This window comes from Yoonia sp., from assembly GCF_030731595.1.
Taxonomy (GTDB): domain Bacteria; phylum Pseudomonadota; class Alphaproteobacteria; order Rhodobacterales; family Rhodobacteraceae; genus Yoonia.
Map to the genome: position 1 here is coordinate 1 of NZ_JANQTS010000030.1, position 22,642 is coordinate 22,642.

At 60.0% G+C, this 22,642-nt stretch carries 25 protein-coding genes and 1 other RNA gene; 13 read left to right on the forward strand and 13 right to left on the reverse strand.

Annotation, left to right across the window (positions count from 1 at the left end; genetic code table 11):
* The 6 genes from rnpB to NWQ23_RS02775 all read right to left on the reverse strand — a co-directional run.
* An RNA gene (rnpB, locus tag NWQ23_RS02750) (RNase P RNA component class A) lies at window positions 1–260 on the reverse strand; the annotation flags it as partial.
* 12 nt (window positions 261–272) lie between these two features.
* On the reverse strand, window positions 273–992 hold the full coding sequence (locus NWQ23_RS02755; RefSeq protein ID WP_372340100.1) for an N-acetylmuramoyl-L-alanine amidase: 720 nt from the start codon (window positions 990–992) through the stop codon (window positions 273–275).
* Window positions 953–1,708 (reverse strand): hypothetical protein, encoded by a 756-nt coding sequence (locus NWQ23_RS02760; RefSeq protein WP_306164709.1) that lies wholly within the window; start codon window positions 1,706–1,708, stop codon window positions 953–955. The genes NWQ23_RS02755 and NWQ23_RS02760 overlap by 40 nt, the downstream gene beginning before the upstream one ends.
* Before the next feature lie 41 nt (window positions 1,709–1,749).
* Window positions 1,750–3,237 carry an Asp-tRNA(Asn)/Glu-tRNA(Gln) amidotransferase subunit GatA gene (gene gatA / locus NWQ23_RS02765; RefSeq protein WP_306164710.1) on the reverse strand — a complete coding sequence of 496 codons (1,488 nt, stop codon included), beginning with the start codon at window positions 3,235–3,237 and terminating at the stop codon, window positions 1,750–1,752.
* Window positions 3,237–3,524, reverse strand: a complete 288-nt coding sequence (gatC, locus tag NWQ23_RS02770; RefSeq protein ID WP_306164711.1) for an Asp-tRNA(Asn)/Glu-tRNA(Gln) amidotransferase subunit GatC — start codon at window positions 3,522–3,524, stop codon at window positions 3,237–3,239. The genes gatA and gatC overlap by 1 nt, the downstream gene beginning before the upstream one ends.
* 32 nt (window positions 3,525–3,556) lie before the next feature.
* Window positions 3,557–4,210: a ceramidase domain-containing protein gene (locus NWQ23_RS02775; RefSeq protein WP_306164712.1), complete on the reverse strand. Its 654-nt coding sequence runs from the start codon at window positions 4,208–4,210 to the stop codon at window positions 3,557–3,559.
* Between the two features lie 53 nt (window positions 4,211–4,263).
* Here NWQ23_RS02775 and NWQ23_RS02780 point away from each other — a divergent pair, with 53 nt between their 5' ends.
* A complete protein-coding gene (locus NWQ23_RS02780; protein WP_306164713.1) occupies window positions 4,264–4,935 on the forward strand; it encodes a metal-dependent hydrolase in 672 nt (223 codons plus the stop codon).
* Here the strand turns inward: NWQ23_RS02780 and NWQ23_RS02785 are convergent.
* Window positions 4,932–5,378, reverse strand: a complete 447-nt coding sequence (locus NWQ23_RS02785) for a nucleoside deaminase (RefSeq protein ID WP_306164714.1) — start codon at window positions 5,376–5,378, stop codon at window positions 4,932–4,934. The genes NWQ23_RS02780 and NWQ23_RS02785 overlap by 4 nt on opposite strands.
* A gap of 88 nt (window positions 5,379–5,466) precedes the next feature.
* On the opposite strand from NWQ23_RS02785, the gene NWQ23_RS02790 reads away from it, so the two are divergent.
* The 10 genes from NWQ23_RS02790 (at window position 5,467) to dtd (ending at window position 13,899) form a co-directional block, all read left to right on the forward strand.
* Complete coding sequence (locus NWQ23_RS02790; RefSeq protein ID WP_306164715.1) at window positions 5,467–6,261, forward strand: pseudouridine synthase; 795 nt, start codon at window positions 5,467–5,469, stop codon at window positions 6,259–6,261.
* 196 nt (window positions 6,262–6,457) lie between these two features.
* A complete protein-coding gene (locus NWQ23_RS02795) occupies window positions 6,458–6,658 on the forward strand; it encodes a hypothetical protein (RefSeq protein ID WP_306164716.1) in 201 nt (66 codons plus the stop codon).
* The gene (locus NWQ23_RS02800; protein WP_306164717.1) at window positions 6,658–7,551 is read left to right on the forward strand and encodes a 5-bromo-4-chloroindolyl phosphate hydrolysis family protein; all 894 of its coding nucleotides are present in this window, start codon (window positions 6,658–6,660) and stop codon (window positions 7,549–7,551) included. Before NWQ23_RS02795 ends, NWQ23_RS02800 begins: the two co-directional genes overlap by 1 nt.
* A complete protein-coding gene (locus tag NWQ23_RS02805; RefSeq protein ID WP_306164718.1) occupies window positions 7,551–8,744 on the forward strand; it encodes a toxic anion resistance protein in 1,194 nt (397 codons plus the stop codon). The genes NWQ23_RS02800 and NWQ23_RS02805 overlap by 1 nt, the downstream gene beginning before the upstream one ends.
* Before the next feature lie 20 nt (window positions 8,745–8,764).
* Entirely contained in the window at window positions 8,765–9,709 is a 945-nt protein-coding gene (locus tag NWQ23_RS02810) for a DUF2927 domain-containing protein (protein ID WP_306164719.1), read from the forward strand.
* Between the two features lie 45 nt (window positions 9,710–9,754).
* The gene (locus NWQ23_RS02815) at window positions 9,755–10,858 is read left to right on the forward strand and encodes an SPFH domain-containing protein (protein ID WP_306164720.1); all 1,104 of its coding nucleotides are present in this window, start codon (window positions 9,755–9,757) and stop codon (window positions 10,856–10,858) included.
* 21 nt (window positions 10,859–10,879) lie between these two features.
* Window positions 10,880–11,374 (forward strand): cytochrome b, encoded by a 495-nt coding sequence (locus NWQ23_RS02820; RefSeq protein WP_306164721.1) that lies wholly within the window; start codon window positions 10,880–10,882, stop codon window positions 11,372–11,374.
* 65 nt (window positions 11,375–11,439) lie between these two features.
* Window positions 11,440–12,543, forward strand: a complete 1,104-nt coding sequence (locus NWQ23_RS02825; protein WP_306164722.1) for a primosomal protein N' (replication factor Y) - superfamily II helicase — start codon at window positions 11,440–11,442, stop codon at window positions 12,541–12,543.
* 16 nt (window positions 12,544–12,559) lie between these two features.
* Entirely contained in the window at window positions 12,560–13,465 is a 906-nt protein-coding gene (locus NWQ23_RS02830) for a carbohydrate kinase (protein WP_306164723.1), read from the forward strand.
* Complete coding sequence (gene dtd / locus NWQ23_RS02835) at window positions 13,462–13,899, forward strand: D-aminoacyl-tRNA deacylase (RefSeq protein WP_306164724.1); 438 nt, start codon at window positions 13,462–13,464, stop codon at window positions 13,897–13,899. The genes NWQ23_RS02830 and dtd overlap by 4 nt, the downstream gene beginning before the upstream one ends.
* Before the next feature lies 1 nt (window position 13,900).
* On the opposite strand, the gene NWQ23_RS02840 is transcribed toward dtd, so the two are convergent.
* The 4 genes from NWQ23_RS02840 to NWQ23_RS02855 all read right to left on the reverse strand — a co-directional run bounded on the left by NWQ23_RS02840 (window position 13,901) and on the right by NWQ23_RS02855 (window position 16,504).
* Window positions 13,901–14,380, reverse strand: a complete 480-nt coding sequence (locus NWQ23_RS02840) for a CAP domain-containing protein (protein ID WP_306164725.1) — start codon at window positions 14,378–14,380, stop codon at window positions 13,901–13,903.
* Between the two features lie 91 nt (window positions 14,381–14,471).
* Window positions 14,472–15,269, reverse strand: a complete 798-nt coding sequence (locus tag NWQ23_RS02845; RefSeq protein WP_306164726.1) for a metal ABC transporter permease — start codon at window positions 15,267–15,269, stop codon at window positions 14,472–14,474.
* Window positions 15,270–16,031 carry a metal ABC transporter ATP-binding protein gene (locus NWQ23_RS02850; RefSeq protein ID WP_306164727.1) on the reverse strand — a complete coding sequence of 254 codons (762 nt, stop codon included), beginning with the start codon at window positions 16,029–16,031 and terminating at the stop codon, window positions 15,270–15,272.
* A complete protein-coding gene (locus tag NWQ23_RS02855; RefSeq protein WP_306164728.1) occupies window positions 16,028–16,504 on the reverse strand; it encodes a transcriptional repressor in 477 nt (158 codons plus the stop codon). The genes NWQ23_RS02850 and NWQ23_RS02855 overlap by 4 nt, the downstream gene beginning before the upstream one ends.
* Before the next feature lie 71 nt (window positions 16,505–16,575).
* Between NWQ23_RS02855 and NWQ23_RS02860 the strand changes: the two genes are divergently transcribed.
* Window positions 16,576–17,523: a zinc ABC transporter substrate-binding protein gene (locus tag NWQ23_RS02860; RefSeq protein WP_306164729.1), complete on the forward strand. Its 948-nt coding sequence runs from the start codon at window positions 16,576–16,578 to the stop codon at window positions 17,521–17,523.
* A gap of 31 nt (window positions 17,524–17,554) precedes the next feature.
* Here the strand turns inward: NWQ23_RS02860 and NWQ23_RS02865 are convergent, their stop codons facing one another.
* Together NWQ23_RS02865 and NWQ23_RS02870 are read right to left on the reverse strand one after the other, a co-directional pair.
* Window positions 17,555–19,114 carry a trimethylamine methyltransferase family protein gene (locus tag NWQ23_RS02865; RefSeq protein ID WP_306164730.1) on the reverse strand — a complete coding sequence of 520 codons (1,560 nt, stop codon included), beginning with the start codon at window positions 19,112–19,114 and terminating at the stop codon, window positions 17,555–17,557.
* An 88-nt stretch (window positions 19,115–19,202) separates the two neighbouring features.
* Window positions 19,203–19,901: an HAD family hydrolase gene (locus tag NWQ23_RS02870; protein WP_306164731.1), complete on the reverse strand. Its 699-nt coding sequence runs from the start codon at window positions 19,899–19,901 to the stop codon at window positions 19,203–19,205.
* A gap of 61 nt (window positions 19,902–19,962) precedes the next feature.
* On the opposite strand from NWQ23_RS02870, the gene NWQ23_RS02875 reads away from it, so the two are divergent.
* Window positions 19,963–22,642: reductive dehalogenase (locus NWQ23_RS02875; protein WP_306164733.1), on the forward strand; the 2,680-nt coding region annotated here is incomplete at its 3' end.

Here is a 22,642-nt window from a genome sequence, read left to right on the forward strand (position 1 = left end):
TGCGACGCGAGGTCCCTATTTGGCATTGCTCCCGGTGGGGCTTGCCGTGCCGCTTACGTTGCCGCTTGCGCGGTGGGCTCTTACCCCACCGTTTCACCTTTTCCCTGGCTTTGACGGATGCGCACCATAGGTGCGACCAAGGTAGTCTGTTCTCTGTGGCGCTTTCCCTAGGGTTACCCCCGCCGGGCGTTACCCGGCACCGTGCTTTTTGGAGTCCGGACTTTCCTCGACATCACTGCCGCAGCCATCCAGCCATCCGCGCAATGCCGCAGTTAGGTGTAAGCGGCGTTCACGTCAACGGGGAAACGGGTGGCAAGGTCGGTGATGATCCCCGCATCAATCGCATCGAGAGGCCCCTTGGCCCAAGGCCGAAAGCGCATGCGGAACACAGCCAAGAGTAAATCCGGGTCATCTGTGGCGGTATAGCCGAAGCTGTGCATCATCGGCAGAAAGCGGGCCGGATCAACGGGGGTGGCCTGTGCGGGCCAGACCGCCAGGCCTTCGAGCGCCAGCCTGCGCCAGTCGAACCGGGCGCCCGGATCAATTTTACGGCCCGGTGCCATGTCGGAATGGCCGATCACCCGTTCAGGCCGCATCCCCCAGCGCGCCTTGATCCCTTTGAGAAGGTCCACAAGCGCATCCATCTGTGCCGCTGCAAAAGGTGCAAAACCCGTGTTCGCCAATTCGATCCCGATGGACCGGCTGTTCACATCCGTGACAGCCCCCCAGCGCCCCGCGCCCGCATGCCAAGCGCGCAGCGCCTCTGGCACCAGCGACACGACTTCACCATCCTCGGCAATCAGATAATGGGCCGAGACTTCAGTTTCATGGTTACACAAAGTCTCGACAGCGGCTTTTGCCGAAGTCATCGCCGTGTAGTGGATCACCACGATGTCAGGGCTTGCCCCCGCGCGGCGCGGCCCGCAGTTGGGCGAGGATCGGGTGGTCAGTTTCAGTTCCGGATAGCCTGAATGAACGGTGCCGGATCCCAGCCGCAAGCAAATCCGTCGCCGTCGGGGTCAATGCCCAGACGGTCCCGCTCTGGCCCTCCACGGGCCAAGAAATCACGCTGCGCCTCGTCGGGGGTCGCGTAGGCCGCGCAGTTGCGCTGGAACCGGTTCTGACCGGAAAGTATCGACCGGCTGTACCATTCCTGCCCTTTCGCGTTGGGTGCATTCAGGGCGTATTGCACAATATTCGGGCCGGTATTGGCGGGGCGGTCTGGCACGGCTGTTGGTGCGATCTGCTCGCGCGCTGCGGCTTGCGCAGCACGCCTTTGTGCATCGCTCTCGATCGTTTCGCGGCCAGAGACCGCGTCAAAACTCTGCTCGTCGGACAGGCCCGTCCCTGTCCCGACCATCACGGGTGCGGGATTGCTGGGCGATGCGTCAAGCCCTTGCGTCCGGAGCGGGTCGCTACCCGAATTCACCGGGGCTGCGGTTGCGACTGGGGCAGCTTGGCCAATCCCTGCCAGCGCCAGTTCACTTGAAGCGATCCCCTGCGTTTGCGAAGGCGCCGCGATTGTTGCGACCTGCGGTGGTGGGACGATGGAATTGCGCGGGGCTGTCAAAGCAGCCTCGCGGCGCGCCCGTTCCAACTCAAAATTGGAAAAATCGTCAAACCCGATTCCGCGCTCGGTCGGCACAACGGTCGGTGTGCAGGCGGCCAGCCCTGCAAGGGTCACAGCAATAAGGATGCCCGATTTCATAACGCTCTACCTGTCAAACCGCATATTCTTGGGACAAAGACTTACCACCACTTTGTCGGCTTGGCTACAAAGCCCGCAGACTGCTCGAGGCTGTAAGCTACATTCAGCAAATCCGCTTCTTCCCAAGGCCGCCCGATCAGTTGCAGCCCCAGAGGCAGACCCTGCGGGTCCAGACCCGTTGGCACCGCAATACCCGGCAGACCGGCAAGGTTGACCGTCACGGTGAACACGTCGTTGAGATACATCTGGATCGGGTCTGCATCCGTCATCTCGCCCAGCCCGAAAGCGGCTGAAGGGGTTGCAGGCGTCAGGATCGCATCCACGCCATCTGCGAAAACGGTATCAAAATCCTGCTTGATCAGCGCGCGCACCCGGCGGGCGCGGTTGTAGTAGGCATCGTAGAAGCCCGCAGAAAGCACATAGGTTCCCACCATCACACGGCGCTGTACCTCGGGGCCAAACCCTTCGGCGCGGGTTTTTTCATACATCTCGGTGATCCCGTCACCCTGCGCCAGCTTGGCGCGGTGGCCAAAGCGCACCCCGTCATAACGGGCAAGATTGGAAGACGCCTCGGCTGGGGCGATCACGTAATAGGCAGGCAGCGCGTATTTCGTATGCGGCAGGCTGATATCCACGATTTTCGCGCCTGCGTCTTTGAGCATGGCTGTGCCGTCTTGCCACAGTTTCTCGATCTCGGCGGGCATCCCGTCCATGCGGTATTCTTTGGGAATACCGATTGTCTTTCCGCGAATATCGCCGGTCAGGGCTGCTTCGAAATCGGGCACGGGCAGGTCGGCGCTGGTGCTGTCCTTGGGGTCATGGCCACACATCGCGCCCAGCATGATGGCGCAATCGCGCACGTCTTTGGTCATTGGGCCTGCCTGATCCAAGGACGACGCAAAGGCCACAATGCCCCAGCGCGACACGCGACCGTAGGTTGGCTTGAGGCCAGTGATGCCCACAAAGGCCGCAGGCTGGCGGATCGATCCGCCGGTATCGGTGCCAGTGGCGGCCAAGCACAGGTCAGCCGCAACGGCGCTGGCTGATCCGCCCGAAGACCCACCGGGGGTCAGGGCCGCATCATCGTTGCCGCGCCGCCAAGGGTTCACCGCATTGCCATAGACCGAAGTTTCATTGGACGAGCCCATCGCGAATTCGTCCATGTTCAGCTTGCCCAGCATCACCGCACCCGCATCGAAAAGCTGGGTGGTGACTGTGGATTCATATTCCGGCTTGAAACCTTCAAGGATACGTGACGCCGCCTGTGACGGCACACCCTTGGTGCAGAACAGGTCTTTGATCCCCAAAGGAATACCGCACATATCTGGGGCTTCCCCCGCCTTGATGCGTTCATCAGCGGCGGCGGCCTGAGCGGTTGCGATCTCGGGTGTATGGTGCACGAAAGCGCCCAGCGCATCTGCTCCTGCGATGGCAGTCAGGCAGGCGGCGGTAATCTCGGCGCTTGTGGTATCGCCTTTGCGCATGGCGTCACGGGCCTGCGCGATGGTCAGTTTTGTCAGGTCGCTCATTATTCGACTACCTTCGGCACGGCAAAGAACCCTTCGCGGGCATCGGGGGCGTTCTTGAGGATGGCGGCTTGCTGGTTGCCATCGGTCACAACGTCCTCGCGGCGCTTGAGGCGTTGCGGGGTCACTGATGTCATCGGCTCTACGCCTTCCACATCAACCTCGTTGAGTTGTTCGATAAAGCCAAGGATCGCGCTGAACTCGGATGCCAGCGCGGGCAATGCGTCGTCTTCCACCTTGATGCGGGCCAGTTTGGCGACGCGGCGGGCTGTTTCGATGTCGATCGACATGGACAAACTCTCCGGTAAAACTTTTGCAGCGTTTATCGCCCTTGGCGGACGGTCGCAAGCATATGGCGGATGTAAACATGGATCATCCAGCCAAGCATCACCCCATTGAGCAGATGCCACATGAAATGTGTGCCCAGCGGGATCGTATCGCACAGGATTTCATCCAGCGACCGCAGCGTGATCGACAAAGCCAGAAGCGCCGCGCCAATGACGAATCCCGATGCAATGCCGGGCTTGTGTCGCAAAGGGACGGCATAGATGCACAACAGGACCGGAACGGTCCAATAGAAATTCGAGATATGGAAGAACGGCAATTGCTGCGTGATCCAGACGATCGCGGCGGCATAGGGAAAGAAACCACAGGTCGCGATGGCAGCGACCACGGGCCGCAGGCCCACCACATCCCTGTTCACAACGAAAAGATAGACCAGAATGAACAGGGCTATCGGCACCACATCTGCGGTGACCGCCCAGACCGTCGCATGCGTGTGGAACAGGTAACTGCCGATCCCGATCGCGAACAGGATTGCGCAGAGGACACGCGCCATCGGCACGCCAGCACTGCGCCGCCACAGGATCAGGGCTGCAATGATAAAGGCGATATTGGTGACCGCATTCACCGGTTCTGACCAGTAACTGAGATCAGTCCGCTCGCAATATCCGTCGATCTGTTGGAACCAGCCCATCTTGCACCTCTTCGCCCGCGCTCTATCCTGTCACCAAAGCAATGGAGAGCAATATGAAAATCACCTGGTTGGGCCACGCAAGTTTCCGGATCGAAGTCGAAGGCGCGATCTTGCTGATTGATCCTTGGCTAACAGGCAATCCATCCTTTCCCGATCCGCACCGCGCACAAGCGATAGAGGGCGTCACCCATATCCTGCTGACGCATGGGCATTTCGACCACACTTCAGAGGTGGATACGATTGCGAACGAAACCGGCGCCTTTGTCGTCGGCATCCCCGAACTTTGCGGGATTTTCAGCGCCCATGAAACAATCGAATTCAACAAAGGCGGCACCGTCAATCTGGGCGGCGCCTTGGTGTCCATGGTGCCTGCGACCCATTCGTCATCCGTTGGCAGCAGCTATGCCGGCACCGAAGCAGGCTATATGATCAAAGGCGACGGGCATACGGTCTATGTCTCGGGCGATACCGATATCATGGCAGATATGGACTGGATGGGCGATTTCTATCAGCCCGATATCGGCATCCTCTGCTGTGGCGGCCACTACACGATGGGGATGGAAGGGGCGGCCTATGCGGCAAAACGCTATTTCAACTTCAAGACGCTGATCCCCGCGCATTACAAGACCTTCCCGCTGCTGGCACAATCCGCCCAGCCTTTGGTCGATGCTTTGCCAGACGTGAACGTGCTGACACCTCAGGTGATGGAAACGATTGAATTCTAGCGCTTTGCGGCAAAAAATTCTTTCAACAGCGCCTCTGCATCAACCGCCCCGATACCGTCATAAACCTCTGGCACATGATGGCATTGCGGGTGGCTGAAAATGCGGGGGCCTTGCGCCACGCCGCCTGATTTCGGGTCAGCCGCCCCGTAGTAAAGCCGCGCAATCCGCGCGTTGCTGATCGCAGCAGCACACATGGGGCAAGGTTCGAGTGTGACGTAAAGGTCAAACCCCGTCAGCCGTTCCTGACCCAGCTTTTCGCAAGCCATGCGGATCGCCAGCATTTCCGCATGGGCGGTGGGGTCGTTCGATTCCCGCGTGCGATTGCCCGCCTGCGCAATGATCCCGTCAGGCCCTGCGATCACAGCGCCCACAGGCACTTCGCCACGGGCGGCTGCGGCGCGCGCCTCATCGAGTGCGACATGCATATGTGAACGGAAATCCATGTTTGCTTGATGCATGCTTCGTCGCATTTCGGCAAGCCACAGCGGCAATTCAATTGCATGCGGCACGCTTCAGCCTTAGAGGATGCGCATGACCGATACCCCTCCCTCCGGCGACCGGATCGCCAAAGTCCTGTCCCGCGCAGGTGTCGCCAGCCGCCGCGAGGCAGAGCGCATGATCGAAGACGGCCGCGTCAGCGTGAATGGCAAGACCATCACCAGCCCCGCGCTGAACGTGACTGCCGCCGACCGCATTATCGTGGATGGCAAGCAGATCGGCGAGCCCGAACCGCCGCGCATCTGGCTGTATCACAAGCCCGCTGGCCTTGTGACGACCGAAAAGGACGAGAAAGACCGGCAGACCGTTTTTGGCACCCTGCCCCCGGAATTGCCGCGTGTGATGTCTGTCGGGCGGCTGGATTTGAATTCCGAAGGCCTGCTGCTGCTCACCAATGATGGCGAGGTCAAACGCAAGCTGGAACTGCCCAGCACCGGTTGGCTGCGACGCTACCGCGTGCGGATCAACGGATCGGTGAGCGAGGCAAAACTCGAAGAACTCCGCGCCGGGATCGAAGTTGAAGGCATCCGCTATCAGCCCATGATCGTCACCTTTGACCGCCAGCAAGGCGCGAATGCATGGCTCACAATCAGCCTGCGCGAAGGCAAGAACCGTGAAATTCGTAAAGCGATGGCCGCAATCGGCGTGACCGTGAACCGGTTGATCCGCGTGAGTTATGGCCCGTTCCAGCTTGGTGCACTCAAGCAAGGCGATGTGGAAGAGGTCAAACAGCGCGTGGTCCGCGATCAGCTTGGATTATCCGAAAAGCCGACGATTACACGGGTGCGCAAGCCTGTCAGCCGCCCCGCAAGGGGGAAAAAACGGTAAACTTGAACCCTTGTTCTGTGACGAGGGGTGTGCATGGTAGGGCTAACACCTTCTGCTGGGGGATACCGTATTGGCTGAGCTGCTGACGTTTGAGACTGCAAACGCCCTGATCAGGCGACGCTTGATCAGCCCTCGTAATTTCACCCCCTCTTTCCTATCTAACAGCTGATAAAACTGGCGAAGTGACGACAATATGATGCGTTTGATCCTCTTGGTTGCTTTTGTCGCTGTGGTTGTCGTTGCAATCACGGCGCTGCTGGGGACACTATTGGCCGTAGGCCGGACCGCGACCGGAAAGGATGAAGAGATCATGCCCGCAAAATTCAGACGGATCACCTATGTTTTGCTTGTCGTCTTGCTGTTTGGCGTGACCTCTGGCTGGTTGGGGGCCGCCTGATGGCCAAGCGCTTTGGCGGCAAATTCAGCCCCGACGGTCAGGCGGCAGGACCCCGCGAAGAGGTGATTGATCCGCGCCAGATCAAGGCCGCCGGGTCACGCGCCAAGATCCTTTATGTGCCCGGCGTCATTCTTGCGGCGCTGTCCTTGAATAATGGCCCGGTCGTTCTTGTGACGGCCTTGATCGGGGCTGCCGTCCTGACGCTGGCCGCTTGGCTGCTGCAAGAGGGGCTGGAGGCCGAAGCCGCCTATGACGCCCGCAAGGTCGCACGCCGTCCTGCGGTGCCGCGCAAAATTCTGGCCTCTGCCCTCACCGGCATCGGCACGGCCATCGCTGCCTATGTCGGCGACAGCGGCGTGATCGGCTCTGTGCTTTATGGCGCTGCTGCATTGGGCCTGCATACCGCGACATTCGGCATCGACCCGATGAAAGACAAGCGGATGGAAGGTGTCGACACTTTCCAGCAAGACCGCGTCGCCCGCGTGGTCAACGAGGCAGAGGCGCATCTGGACGTGATGAAGGCCCAGATAGAAGCGCTTTCGGATCGCCGCCTGACGGAACGTGTCACAGCCTTTCAAGTGATCGCCCGCCGCATGATCCGCACAGTCGAAGAAGACCCGCGCGATCTGACCGGCGCGCGCAAATTTCTGGGGGTCTATTTGATGGGTGCGCGGGATGCGACAGTCAAATTCGTCGATCTTTACCGCCGCAACAAGGATGCCGATGCCCGTACCAGCTATGAGGCATTGCTGGACGATCTTGAGCAGAATTTCGCCGCCCGCACGGACAAGATGCTGCTGGATGATCGCAGCGATATGGATATCGAAATCAATGTGCTACGCGACCGCCTAAAGCGAGAAGGCGTAAACCTTAAACCGAAAGGGAACGAATAATGTCAGACACGACCCGTCAAAAAGCCGAAGCCACACTGGCCGAAGTCGAGAAAGTCACTGCCGTGGTATTGCCGGAACCCAAGACCGAATTGGTGACGCTCGAAGCCGCAGATGCGCCGACAAGTGCGGAGATCACCAAACGTATCGCAGAGATCGACATGTCGGATACCAATTCCATTGTGTCCTTTGGCTCTTCGGCGCAGGCCGAATTGCAGGTGATCAGCCAATCTATGCTGGCCGGCGTGCGCAACAAGGACGTGGGGCCAGCAGGCGACAGCCTGCGCAACATCGTGACGACGATCCGTGGCTTTTCGATTTCCGAGTTGGATGTACGCCGTGAACGCAGTTGGTGGGAAAAGCTATTGGGTCGCGCCGCACCGATGGCAAAATTTGCCGCCCGCTTTGAAGAGGTACAAGGCCAGATCGACCACATCACCGATGATCTGCTCAAGCACGAACATGTGCTTTTGAAGGACATCGAAAGCCTTGATATGCTTTATGACAAAACCCTGCAATTCTACGACGAACTGGGCCTTTATATCGCAGCAGGCGAAGCCAAGATCGCCGATCTGGACGCCACGACAATCCCCGCGAAAGAGGCCGAAGTACAGGCCGCAGCCGAAGATCAGGCCGTGATGAAGGCACAGGAATTGCGCGATATCCGTTCCGCCCGCGACGATCTGGAACGCCGGGTGCATGACCTGAAACTGACCCGTCAGGTCACGATGCAGTCCCTGCCCTCGATCCGTCTGGTGCAGGAAAACGACAAATCGCTGGTCACCAAGATCAACTCGACACTCGTGAACACGGTGCCTTTGTGGGAAACCCAATTGGCGCAGGCCGTCACGATCCAGCGCAGTGCAGAAGCCGCCGAAGCTGTGCGCGATGCCAACGATCTGACCAACGAACTGCTCAAAGCCAATGCCGAAAACCTGCGTCAGGCCAACCGCACCATCCGTCAGGAAATGGAACGCGGCGTGTTCGATATCAATGCGGTGAAAGAGGCAAACGCCAACCTGATCGCGACGATCAACGAAAGCCTTGAAATTGCCGACGAAGGCAAGCGCAAGCGCGCAGAGGCCGAGATCGAGTTGCAAAAGATGGAAGCCGAGTTGAAAGACACATTGGCGTCAGCAAAGGCCCGCAAGACCGGCACTGGCGACACCATCGGCACGGCGGCAGGCGCAGACTAAACATGCACAGCGGGGGCACCATGCGGCGTATCTTGATGCTTGTCCTTGCGACGGGTCTGACAGGATGCAACTTGGTGGCACCTCCGGTCCTGCCACCAGAGTTACCACCCGTCGCTACCCCTGAACCGCCACAAGAACCGGTTGTCAGCCCGCCAAGTCGCGCCAGCCAAGACCTCGCAATCTACTATCGCCGCTTGCAGAATGATCTGCTGACCCAAGGGCTGCTGCGCGGCGATGGTGGCGGGCCGGACACGCCCTTTACTGATACCCAGCTGGCGCGAAATTTCGTGCGCATCGCGCTTTTCAACGAATATAGTGACGATAGCGATTTCCAGCGCCCGCAAGCCACGATCTCCAAGTTGCGGCGCTGGACCGGACCGATCCGCATGTCGGTGGAATTCGGCGACACAGTGCCGCTGGCCCAGCGCGACGCCGATCTGGCAAGTGTCAGCGCCTATGCCGCACGGCTGTCCCGCGCGACAGGAGTGCCAATCGAGATCACCGACCGCGATCCGAATTTCCACGTGCTGTTTCTGGGCGAGGATGACCGCCGCGCCTATGGCGACCGCCTGCGTGAAATCGTCCCCAACATATCCAACGCGACGGTGCGCAGTTTCGTGAACCTGCCGCGTGATCAGCTGTGCTTTGTGATTGGCACCTTTGTGCCTGGCCAGTCGAGCTATTCCAAGGCTGTCGCGATGATCCGCGCAGAGCATCCCAACCTGATGCGCAGTGCCTGTATCCACGAAGAACTGGCCCAAGGCATGGGCCTTGCCAACGACAGCCCCAACGCCCGCCCGTCAATCTTTAACGATGACGAGGAATTCGCGTTGCTGACCAACCATGACACACTATTGCTGCGGATGCTCTATGATCCACGCCTGCAAACCGGGATGGAGCCTGCGGTCGCGGCCCCTATCGCAAGGGTGATCGCGCGCGAGTATCTGGCTGCAGGGGCAAGTTAACGGGATGTCTGATATCCCCACCACATTAACCACGGAGGCCATATCATGGGCATTTTCGACTTTTTGACCGGTGAATTCATCGACGTCATCCATTGGACCGACAACACCCGCGACACGATGGTCTGGCGGTTCGAGCGTGAGGGCCACGAGATCAAGTATGGCGCAAAGCTGACCGTTCGCGAAGGTCAGGCCGCTGTGTTCGTGCATGAAGGGCAGTTGGCCGATGTCTTCACCCCCGGCCTGTATATGTTGGAAACCAACAACATGCCGATCATGACGACCCTGCAGCATTGGGATCACGGTTTCAAAAGCCCCTTCAAATCCGAGATTTACTACGTCAACACCACGCGTTTCTCGAACCTCAAATGGGGCACCAAGAACCCGATCATGGTGCGCGATCCCGAATTCGGCCCGACCCGCCTGCGCGCCTTTGGCACCTATACCGTCAAGGTCGCTGATCCTGCGGTCTTTATGCGCGAGATCGTCGGTACAGACGGCGAATTCACGATGGACGAAATCAGCTATCAGATCCGCAACATCATCGTGCAGGAGTTTTCCCGTGTGATTGCTTCTTCGGGCATTCCGGTCTTGGATATGGCCGCGAATACCGCCGATCTGGGCAAGCTGATCGCGTCTGCGATTGACCCCACGATGAAGCAATACGGGCTGACCATCCCCGAGCTTTACATCGAAAACATCAGCCTGCCCCCTGCGGTAGAGGAAGCCTTGGACAAGCGCACCTCCATGGGGCTTGCGGGCGATCTGGGCAAATTCACACAATACTCAGCCGCCGAAGCGATGACATCAGCCGCGAACAATCCCGCAGGTGGCGGCATGGCGGCAGGCCTTGGGGCGGGCATGGGCATGGCGATGGCAGGGCAGATGGCAAACCAGGGACCTTGGGGTGCGGCACCCGCTGTGGCCCCGCCGCCCCCGCCGCCGGTCGAACACGTCTGGCACATTGCTGTGGCTGGCGAAGTGACCGGACCGTTCTCCAAGGCCTCCATGGGCCGGATGGTGACCGATGGCAAACTGAGCCGCGACAGTATGGTCTGGACCCAGGGTCAGGACGGCTGGAAGCAAGCGGGCGAAGTGATGGAGCTTGCACAGCTGTTCACGATTCTTCCACCCCCGCCCCCAACCGCCTGATAGCGAGAAGGAAGTTGCGCGATGACCGTACGGACCGGATATTCACTGACGCAGATTGTGCTGCACTGGCTTACTGCCCTTGGCGTAATCGTGGCGTTCCTGTCCCATGACGCGATGGAAGATGCTTTTGACACGCTTCTGGACAGCGGAGGGGCGCCCTATCCGACCCCCCACACGATTGCAGGCTTTTGCGTGTTTCTGCTTGTGGCGATCCGTCTGATCTTGCGTGCGCGGCGCGGTGCGCCCGAACCCTTGGCGACCGGACTACAATTACAGGCCGCCATTTGGGGGCATCGTCTGCTTTATGCCTTGGCGTTGGCTGTACCGCTGCTCGGGTTCCTCACATGGATCGTCGGCATCACTGACCTGTCTGACATACACGGGTTCTTGGGGGAGGCGCTGATGGTGGTGGCCCTTGGCCATGCCGTCGTTGCGATCTGGCACCAGTTTGGCAAGAAGGACGGCACCTTGATGCGCATGGTCCGCCCCGAAGGCAAAGGCTCGCGAAACCTATGATGCGCAAAGGGCAGACCATCTGGACCGATTGGGCGACGCGCTGCTTTCCATCTCAAGGAAACTAGATGGCAGAGGCGCTGATCTCTCAAACGGAACACCGCTTTCCCTGTGACGCTTGCGGATCGGACCTGCGCTTTGATCCGGGCCAGCATCAGCTGACCTGCGACCACTGCGGCAATATTCAAGCGATCGAAAGCAAAGGCCCTTGGGCCGGCAGCATCGCCGAACTTGATTTCCGCCGCGCAATCGAACACCGGCTGGCCGATGCTGATATCGAGGAAACCCGCGTCACGACATGCCCCAACTGCGGCGCGCAGACAGAGTTCGACCCCGATATTCACGCCGCCGAATGCCCGTTCTGTGCGACACCTGTGGTCACGGATACGGGCACCCACAGGCATATCAAACCACGCGGCTTGCTGCCCTTTGATCTGGATGAAGGGGCGGCCCGCAGCGCTTTGGTGGCATGGCTGGGCAGCCTGTGGTTTGCCCCCAACGGGCTGACCGACTATGCCCGCAAAGGCCGCAAGATGAACGGCATCTATGTGCCCTACTGGACTTTCGATGCTGATACCAAAAGCGAATACACCGGTCAGCGCGGCACCCATTATTACGAGACCAAGACAGTCGTGCGTGACGGCAAACGCCAGCAAGTGCGGGTGCGCAAGACCCGCTGGCACGGCGTGTCGGGCCGTGTGGCGCGGTTTTTCGATGATGTGCTGGTTCTGGCGTCAAAGTCCTTGCCCAAGAAATACACCGACGGGCTGGAACCTTGGGACCTGTCCGCCTTGGAACCTTACAAGCCCGAATATCTGGCCGGATTTCGCGCCGAAGGCTATCAGGTCGAACTGACCGACGGCTACCAAGAGGCCCGCGCCTATATGGACAGGATGATCCACCGCGACGTCAAATATGACATCGGGGGCGATGACCAGCGGGTCGGCACGGTCAACACCGCTGTCAGTGATGTGACCTTTAAGCATATTCTTCTGCCGGTCTGGCTGGCAGCTTACAAATACCGCGGCCAGACCTACCGCTTTGTGGTGAACGGCCGGACGGGCCGTGTGCAGGGTGAACGCCCCTATTCCGCATGGAAGATCGCATTTGCGGTTCTTGTCGGGCTTATCCTTGCGCTTATCGCAGGATTTGTTATCGCTAACAGCCAATAGAAAACGGAGACTTGCGATGATCCTGTGCTGTGGAGAAGCCCTGATTGACATGCTGCCCCGGCAGACCACTGCGGGCGAAGCCGCTTTCGCGCCGCTTGCGGGAGGGTCGGTTTTCAACACGGCCATCGCCTTGGGCCGCTTGGGGACAAAGGTGCAATTCTTTTCCGGACTGTCTTCTGATCTTTTTGGCGATGTGCTGCGCACACAGCTTGCCGCATCCGGCGTCGATAGCAGCCCTGCTGCGGTCTCGGACCGGCCAACGACGCTTGCTTTTGTGACACTGACCAATGGTCATGCCTCCTATGCCTTCTACGATGAAAACACCGCCGGGCGGATGTTGTCGGAGGCGGACCTGCCGCAGACGGATGCCGATGCGATGTTCTTTGGCGGGATCAGCCTTGTGGTGGAACCTTGCGGTGCCGCCTACGAGGCCTTGATGCTGCGCGAAGCACCGCATCGGGTGACGATGATCGACCCCAATATCCGCCCCTCTTTTATCACCGACGAGGCCAGCTATCGCGCGCGTCTAACCCGGATGCTTGGGGCTGCGGATATCATCAAGACCTCGGACGAGGATCTGGAATGGATCACCGGCGATACCGATGCAAAGGCGCTGCTGGATCAAACCGGCGCCAAGGTCATTTTGCTGACGCGGGGCGGTGACGGGGTCAGCATCGTGACTGCACAAGGCACATATGACGAACCCGCCGTAGCGGCCAAGGTTGTTGATACGGTCGGTGCCGGCGACACATTCAGCGCTGGCTTCATGGCACAGTTGACCAAGAGCGGCCACCTGACAAAAGACGGGATCGCACAGGCGAAAGAAGCGGATTTGCGCGCCGCTGCGGCCTTTGGCGCAAAAGTTGCAGCCATCACAGTCAGCCGTGCAGGGGCCAACCCGCCTTGGGCCTCTGAACTATGAGAGCGCTGATCCAGCGTGTCACGCAGGCATCTGTCACCGTCGATGGTGCTGTGATTGGTGACATCGGCAAGGGGCTTTTGATCCTTGTCTGCGCGATGGAAGGCGATGATGCAGCCAAATCGGCCATGCTTGCCGCCAAGATCAGCAAGCTGCGCATTTTCACGGATGCGGCGGGAAAGATGAACCTGTCTTTGGTCGATGTCGGCGGCTCCGCCCTGATCGTCAGCCAGTTCACTTTGGCTGCTGACACGTCGCGCGGGAACCGTCCGGGGTTTTCCACAGCGGCAAAGCCCGATGTCGGGCGCGCGCTTTACGAGAGGTTCATCGCAGATGTCGGTGCTTTGGGCATCGCGACCGCGACGGGATCATTCGGGGCAGATATGGCCGTCAATCTGACGAATGACGGGCCTGTCACAATCTGGCTGGACGTTTAATCTAGCACTGTTTGCCCACAACCAGCACCCAGTAAGGGCCTCTTGGACCTTGGGTGATGCCCACGCCGAATTCTTCGATACGCGGGTGCAGCATGTTGCGGCGGTGGCCGGGGGAATTCATCCAGCCATTGATGATCTGCTCGGACCGTGGGTAACCCCAAGCGATATTCTCGGCCACGATGCAATCATTGTAGCCCGCTTTCTGGACACGCACCTGCGAGCTTGATCCATCTGATCCGCGGTGATCAAAGAAGTTATTCACCAACATATCGCATGCATGGCCCATCGCGGCCCGTCCCAATGTCGGGCTAAAGCGCAAAGGCGCCTGGCCATTCGCGCGGCGGCTTGCATTGACGCCTGCTGCAATTTCGGTCGCAAGTGCGTTCACATTGGCAGGTGTGACACAAGTCGACGCGGCAGCGGCAGCAGTGCCAAGCGTTGAAAACACAAAAAGTGAAATGATACGCGCAAATTGGTTCATCTGACGGATCCCCGGAGTTGAGTGGCTACAGGGTGAAACTCACAACAGAACGCGGCAAGCCTATGGCCGTGTCAGGGCAGGCCAACGGCAATTACGTGCCGAGTATGCGCAGTTTGCTTCCAATGATGCTCAGAGCAAAGATTGTTGCCGCAACGCAGATAATCGCAGGGCCAACCGCCGTGTCAAAGATCACCGCCAACCTAAGACCGGCCAGTGCGGACAAGGCCCCGATTCCCATAGACAGGAACGCCATCCGCTCGGGCGTACGGGCATAGTTGCGTGCGGCGGCCGCAGGAATGATCAACAATGCCGTGATCAGCAAGGCCCCCACAACCTTGATCGCAACGGCCACGACAGCGGCCAGAAGCACGGTCAGGACCAATTGCTCGCGACGCGGGTTGATCCCTGCCGCATAAGCCAGATCCGGACTCAGGGTCGCGGTCAGCATCGCCGACCAGTGCCACCACAGAACCGCGACAACAATGACCCCGCCGCCCCAGATGACCGCCAGATCCATGCGCGTCACACTCAGCACATCCCCAAAGAGATAGGCGTCAAGGTCGATCCGCTGGCCCGGAATCAGTGTGACAGCCACAAGACCCAGCGCAAGGGCGCTATGCGACAGCACACCCAGCATCGTATCGACAGACGTCCCCTGCCCCGACAGCCCGTGGATCAGCATGGCCATCGCGAGGGCCACTACGGCGACGCCCAAGGTAATCGAGGTCCCGAAAAGCAAGGCCAGCGCCACACCCAAGACAGCTGCATGGGCCGTGGCATCGCCGAAATAGGCCATCCGCCGCCAGACCACAAAACACCCCAGCAGCCCTGCCGCGATCGCCGTGCCAACGCCGGCAAGGGCCGCGCGCACCAGAAAATCATCCAGCATCTATTCTGCCGCCTCGTGATGATGGGGGTGGTCGTGCCCGTGTGCGTGGTCATGGTCATGCCCGTGGTCGTGGTCATGCCGGTAAAGCGCCAAGGCGCCCCCTGTGCCGGTCCCGAACAATTCGCGGTAGGCAGGGGCGGCAGAAACCACCTCTGGCGTGCCTTCGCAACAAATATGGCCGTTTAGACAAATCACCCTGTCAGAGGCGCTCATCACCACGTGCAATTCATGGCTGACCATCAGGACAGCACAGCCAAGATCACGGCGTACCGCGTCGATCTGGCGGTAGAACGATGCCGATCCGGGCTGATCCAGCCCCTGCGTTGCCTCGTCCAGCATCAGGACCTGCGGCTTGCCAAGGATTGCCCGCGCCAGCAACACCCGCTGGAACTGCCCACCCGATAGTTGCGACATCTGGCGATGACCCACTCCGGCCACACCAGCGGTGCGCAAGGCGGCCTCGGCCTCGGCCTTGCCGACGGCTTTGGGAAGGTTGAGAAAGCGTGTCACCGTCATGGGCAGCGTCGGGTCAATATGCAGCTTTTGCGGCACATAGCCGATCCGCAGACCGCTTTGCCGCGTCACCGTTCCTTTTTGCGGCTTGAGCGCACCAATCAGCACTTGCAGCAAGGTCGATTTGCCCGATCCGTTGGGCCCGACAATGGTGACAATCTCGCCGGGTTCAAGCGAAAGGCTGACCCCTTGCAGCACCCGCTGCCCACCGTGGGCGAAGTCAATGTGGCGTGCGTCGATCAGGCTCATGCGGGCACGACCTGACAGGCGGGGCAAAGGCCCTCGGCCTCGATCACCGTCTGTTCGACGCGAAAGCCGCTTTCTGCGGCGGTCTTGTCCATGGCGGTATCAGCCTGCGCCTCTGCCACGTTGCCGCAGCCGCGACAGATCATAAACGCAGGATCATGGGCGGCACCGGGATGGGCGCAGGCGATAAAGGCGTTCAACCGTTCGATGCGGTGCACGAACCCCTGCTCCATCAGGAATGTGAGTGCGCGGTAGGCGACGGGCGGCTTGGAGCCCAGTCCTTCGGCATCAAGCCGCGCGAGGACATCATAGGCGCCCATAGCGGCATGGTTTTCGAGCAGGATTTCCAGCACGCGCCTGCGGATCGGGGTCAGCTGGACACTGCGCTGCGCGCAGGCGGCATCTGCCGCAGCAAGTGCGGAGCGCACGCAACGGCTGTGATCATGACGGGCAAAACCGATTGTATCCTGCGGCATTTGGCGGGGCCTTGTTATGTTATAACATACATACTATAGCAAGAGCGCTTTCCCAGAACAAGGACCCCGACATGATTCGTTTGCTTGCCGTCTTGGCCACACTGCCCGCCGCCGCTTTGGCAGAGGTGCCCCGTGTGATCACCGATATTGCACCCATCCATAGCCTGACAGCACAGGTCATGGGTGATCTGGGAACGCCGGATGTCCTGCTGCCCCCCGGTGCGGACCCGCATGATTTCGCTCTGCGCCCCAGCGATGCCGCACGTCTGGGCGAGGCAGATCTGGTGATCTGGGTCGGTGACGGGCTGACCCCATGGCTGGAAGAACCGCTGGACACTTTGGCACCGGAGGCCCGCAAACTCAGCCTGCTGGAGACAGAAGGCTGGGACAAGCTGGAGATTCGCGAGTTGAAGGCGATGGGCGATGATGACGGCCACAATCATGACCATGATCACGGGCACAGTCATGATCACGGGCATGATCACGGGCATGACCATGACCACGGATCATTTGATCCGCATGCATGGCTTGATCCGGTCGCAGCACAGGCTTGGGTCGGGGAAATTGCGGCAGCACTTTCCGCGCAAGACCCGGCGAACGCGGCCACTTATGCACAGAACGCCGCCACCGCGACAAGCGCTCTTGCCGCATTGGAACAGCAGATCACGGCACAACTGGCTGGCCTGACCGACCGCGCCTATATCCTGCCCCATGACGGATACCAGTATTTCGAGGCGCGCTTTGGCCTGACGGCTGCCGGGGCCTTGTCCGGGATTGATGCGCAAACGCCCGGCCCGGCGCAGGTGGCGGCCCTGCGCGATCTGATGGCCGAGGATGCTGTTGTCTGTGTCTTCAGCGATGCCGAAATCGGGGATCGTTGGGCGACGCTCGTAACCGAAAGCACCACGGCCAAGACCGCGTCACTGGATGGGGTCGGTGTCGGTCTGACGGAAGGGCCCGCACTTTATGACGCGATGATCACAAGGCTGGCTGACAGTTTTGAAAGCTGCCTGCGCTAAAGGGTAAGGTGGATCATGATCCACCTTACATCTAGAAATCTGTCGGCGCCCCGCCTTCGGACTTGCGGCGGTCAACGAAAGCTTTCAGTTCTTCCTTGATCGCCACATCCATCGGCGGTTCTTCAAAACTGGCGATGATGTCCTTGAACAGGCGGTGCGCCCGTTCCGGTGTCCAGACCGCACCTGCGACCTCCCACGCCTCGAAGTTGCGCCAGTCCGACACAATCGGCTGATAAAACGCTTTCTCATAGCGGTCCTGCGTGTGCTGGATACCAAAGAAATGCCCGTTTGGGCCTACCTCTTTGATCGCGTCAAAGGCAATATCGTCGGGACCTGTCGCCACCACCTCGGGTTCCATATAGCGCTGGATCATCTGGATGACCTCGCAATCCATGATGAATTTCTCTGGGCACGCGATCAGCCCGCCTTCCAACCAGCCTGCCGCGTGATAGACCATATGCGTGCCCGATTGCACCGCCGACCACAGCGAGTTCGAGGTTTCCCACATCGCCTGCCCGTCCGGCACATTGGCCGCACAAACACCCGAGGCCCGCATCGGCAGCCCGTAGAAACGCGCCATCTGCCCCGTCATCTGGGTCGCCCGCATGTATTCCGGCGTCCCGAAGGCCGGCGCCCCGGATTTCATGTCGACGTTACTGGTGAAAGTGCCGATCATGCAGGGCGCACCGGGTCGCACGTATTGGAACAGCGCAATCGCGCTCACCGCCTCTGCAATCGACAGCGTCACCGCCCCGGACATCGTCACAGGTGCCATCGCACCCGCCAGCGTAAAGGGGGTGACTACCACCGCCTGCCCGCGCCGCACGCAGCGCAAGCAGCCGTCAATCATCGGCACATCATGCTTAAGCGGCGAGGTCGAATTGATGTTGGTATACATATGCGGCTTGGATGCGAATTCTTCTTCGGTCATCCCGCCTGCAATGCGGACCATCTCCATCACGTCCTCGACCCGCTCTTTGCCCAGCGAATAGGCATGGGCGACTTTGTCGGTCAGGGTCATCTTGTCATAGACCACGTCCAAGTGCCGGACCGAGGCATGCACATCCACAGGTTCCACCGGATAGCCGCCCGCGAAGTGAATGCAGTTGAAATATTGGGTCAGCCGCAGCAGGTTCGCGCATTGCGCACGGGTGCCGGAAACCTTTTTGCCGATCTCAAGATCATAGTAGTTCGGCGGAGAGGACACATTCCCGAACAGGATATGTTTGCCACCAAGCGTGATCTTTTTGTCAGGATTGCGCGGGGTAATGTCAAACTGTGCGGGCGCATGGCCCAGCATTTCCATGACCCAGTCACGGCCCATCCGCACATTGGTGCCATTGACGGTGCAGCCCGCCTGCTTGAACAGGTCCAGCGCTTCTTCGTTCAGGAACTCGATCCCGATCTCTTCGAGAATACGCATCGCGCCGTCATGGATGGCCAGCACGCCCTCTTCGCCAAGAGGCTCTGTCGGGCGATCCGTGTTGATGGGCAAACGCCACGGCATTTGCTCGATCGTTGCTGTCCCGCGCCGGGTCGCATTGCCCGCCCGCCCGCCGCCGCGCTTTCGTATTTTGCTCGCGTCTGACATGTCCGCATCCTTCAATGAGTAGGCAGAGCATGGCAAAGGTGCTGCCTGCGCGATGCAGGGAAACCGACAGATCGTGTCGGAATTGGCGCTAGAGCAGATTTTCTGTTTTCAACCAGTCGGGGATTTCCGCAATCGTCGGCAAAACGATATCCGCAAAGGGGGCCAGTTCCGCCTGCGGTGCGGGTCCGGTCAAGACCCCGATGGTGCGCATCCCTGCCGCCTGACCCGCGTGCAGATCGTGGGTACTATCCCCGACCATCACGCATTGCCCCGCCCCCAACCCGGTTTGGGCGCAAAACGCCAGCAACTGTCCCGGCGCGGGTTTGCCGCCATAGCCGCTGTCGTAGCCTGCCACGAAATCAAGGTGGTCCATTACACCCGCCCGTTCCAGATGCCGCCGTGCAGGTGCCTCTGCATCATTGGTGGCGATACCGAGCCTTAGGCCCAAGCCGCGCAGGTCTGAAAAATAAGAGCTGAGGGGAACCGCTTCGATCTGCCCGACTTGTGATGACGCCGCATTCATCCTTGCGAGCAAGGCTTCCCTGTCCTTGCCGGGCAGTACCTGCAAAATCACATCCGCCACCTCGCCCACGGTCGAGGCGATCACGATGCTCCCGGGCTCGAACCTGTTGCCTTGGGGATCATACCCCAAGGCCGCTGCCAGATCGGCAAAAAGTGCTGCATCTCCGCCCGTTTCCGCCTCGAGCATACCGCGCGCCCATGTACCCCACGTGGCGTTGAAATCAAACAAGGTGCCGTCCTTGTCGAAGATGATGCCTTTGATCATGCGGTCCCTCGTCTTTGGCGCATTGACACCGGACCCTGCCCGCAAGACGGTGTCAATCACCATGTTGAAGCTTCGTTCTTACCGTGCCCGCCCGATGCACCTTGGACCGTTCCCGCTCGAGGCGTTGCGGCGGACAGCGCGTGTCGATCTGTCGGCATTGCCGCCGATGGAAGGGCTGTCGTTTCGCAGACCCGAAGACCCCGCCAGCATCGTCAATGCGATGCAGGATTACCAGGCGATGCTGGATGCCACGCGCGACGGCATGGTCAAACGCGAGTTGGCTGAAATCCCCGAAGATCTGACCGAGCGGGCCAACCACCTCAAGGCTTTTGGCTATTATTGCGACGCCAGCATGGTGGGCGCTTGTGCTATTCCTAGCGCGGCGTGGCTGGATGCATCGGTCGCAAACCCCGATGTGGACCGTTTAGCGGGTAAACTGCGCACCATGCAGCCAAAAACGCTGGCAGCGGGCATAGATGTGATCATGGCGGGCCTGCGCGAAAGCATGGCCCTGCCACCCGTGGACTGCCGCCATCACACCCACGCGCTGGTGTTTCTTTACGATCATCCCCGCGCACCCCGACCGGACGAACCGGGGGCTGCGTGGATCAAGGACGCTTTGCCCCAACGCGCCTGTCTGCGCGGGATGGAAACAGCCGTGACACTGGCCAGCTACATCCGCACGCTGGGGTTCGACGCGCGCGCCCATTCGATGGCCGCGTCCGATGTGCATCTGGGCGCGCTGGCCTTGCAAGCGGGATTGGTTGCCTTTGAGGACGGCACGCTTGCCAATCCCTTTACAGGCGACCGCTACGGGTTGGCCGCCATCACCACGACCCTTGCCATGACACCGGATCAGCCCCTTGCACCGGGGCAGAAGCCACCGGCCAGCTATCAGACCGGCCTTGGCACCCATGCCAAATCCGCCCGCACCCGCGACCCGTTTGCCAAGCGCGATTTTGCCTCTGGCCCGCATCCTTTTGAAACCCTCAAACGGGTGGACGAGCCCACAACCTATATTGACCGCCCCAATGTGGCGCGGGTCCCGAAACGGGCGAATATGTTCGCGCGCGGATTGTTCGGGGATATGGGCAAGCAGGTCCAAGAGGCGACCAAGAACGGCAATTACGTCCGCAAATCAGCGGCGGCCTTTGCGTTCCGGCCCTCGCTCGGGGCGTTTGTGTTGTTGCAGGACGGCGAGGCCGCAGATCAGAAAAGCAACGATCACCCGGATCAAAACGCACAGAATATCAAAGCAGCACTTTATTTTCTTGGTGTTGATGCGGTCGGTCTTTCGGCCTGTCCGGACTGGACTTACTATAGTCACGACGCCGCAGGCGCGCCGATCACCCCCTATCACGACAACGCCATTTCGATGATCATCGACCAAGGGCACGAAACGATGGAGGGTGCATCGGGCGATGACTGGATCGCTTGCGCCCAATCCATGCGGGCCTATTTGCGGTTCTCGCTCTTGGGGGGCGTGCTGGCGCAGCACCTCCGCAATCTGGGCTATACCGCGCGCGTCCATTCAGTGATGGACGACGAGGTCCTGCACCCGCCCTTGCTGCTCTTGTCCGGCTTGGGCGAGGTCAGCCGTATTGGAGAGGTGATCCTGAACCCCTTTCTTGGTCCGCGCCTGAAATCCGGTGTTGTCACCACGAACATGCCGATGACCCATGACAAGCCCATCGACTTTGGCCTGCAAAAATTCTGCGAGGCCTGCAACAAATGTGCCCGTGAATGTCCATCGGGGGCGATCACCGCAGGGCCAAAGCTGATGTTTAACGGCTATGAGATCTGGAAATCCGACAGCCAGAAATGCACGACCTATCGCGTCAGCCAGAAGAACGGCGCGATGTGCGGGCGCTGTATGAAAACCTGCCCGTGGAACCTGGAAGGGCTCTTTGCAGAAGCCCCGTTTCGCAAGCTCGCAATGACCGTTCCGCAGGCAGCCAAGGCGCTGGCAGCACTGGATGACAAGCTGGGCAAAGGGTCGATCAACCCTGTCAAAAAATGGTGGTGGGATCTGGAAATGGAGGATGACGGTGCTTATCGCCCCTCGCGCCATCCCGTCAACGCCCGCGACCTGCAAACCGACCTGAAACTATCCTACGCGGATCAAACCCTGGCGGTATACCCCGCCCCGCTAGCGCCACCGCCCTATCCTTGGCCCGCGCCGATGGATCGCGAAGCGGGCATTGCCGCCTATGCGGCCATGATCCCGGCAGACGAACACCGCAAAAGGCGCAAGGCCGGGCGCGCGCCAGAGCATATCTATACGCCCGTCCAAGGCGATTCCCCTGTTATCTCGGTCGTGATTGGCAAAGCTACAAAGATGACCGACGCGATAACCAAATATGAATTCTCTTTGCCGGATGGAGGTGACCTGCCCCCCGCAACCGCTGGCGCGCATATTGATGTCGTCATCGCACCCGAGTTCTTCCGGCAATATTCGCTGAGCGGTGATCCGGCGGACCGCAGCAAATATGAGATCGCTGTCCTGCGCGAGGATACAGGGCGCGGCGGGTCCAAGCTGATGCACCGGATCTTTACCGAAGGGCGGCGGGTGTTCATCTCGCGCCCCATCAACCACTTTCCTCTGGTCGAAGATGCGCCGATGACCCTTTTGATGGGCGGCGGGATCGGAATCACGCCGATGATCGCCATGGCGCATCGGCTGCACAGTATCGGCGCAGATTTCGCATTGCATTACAGTGTGCGCAGGCGGTCCGATGCGG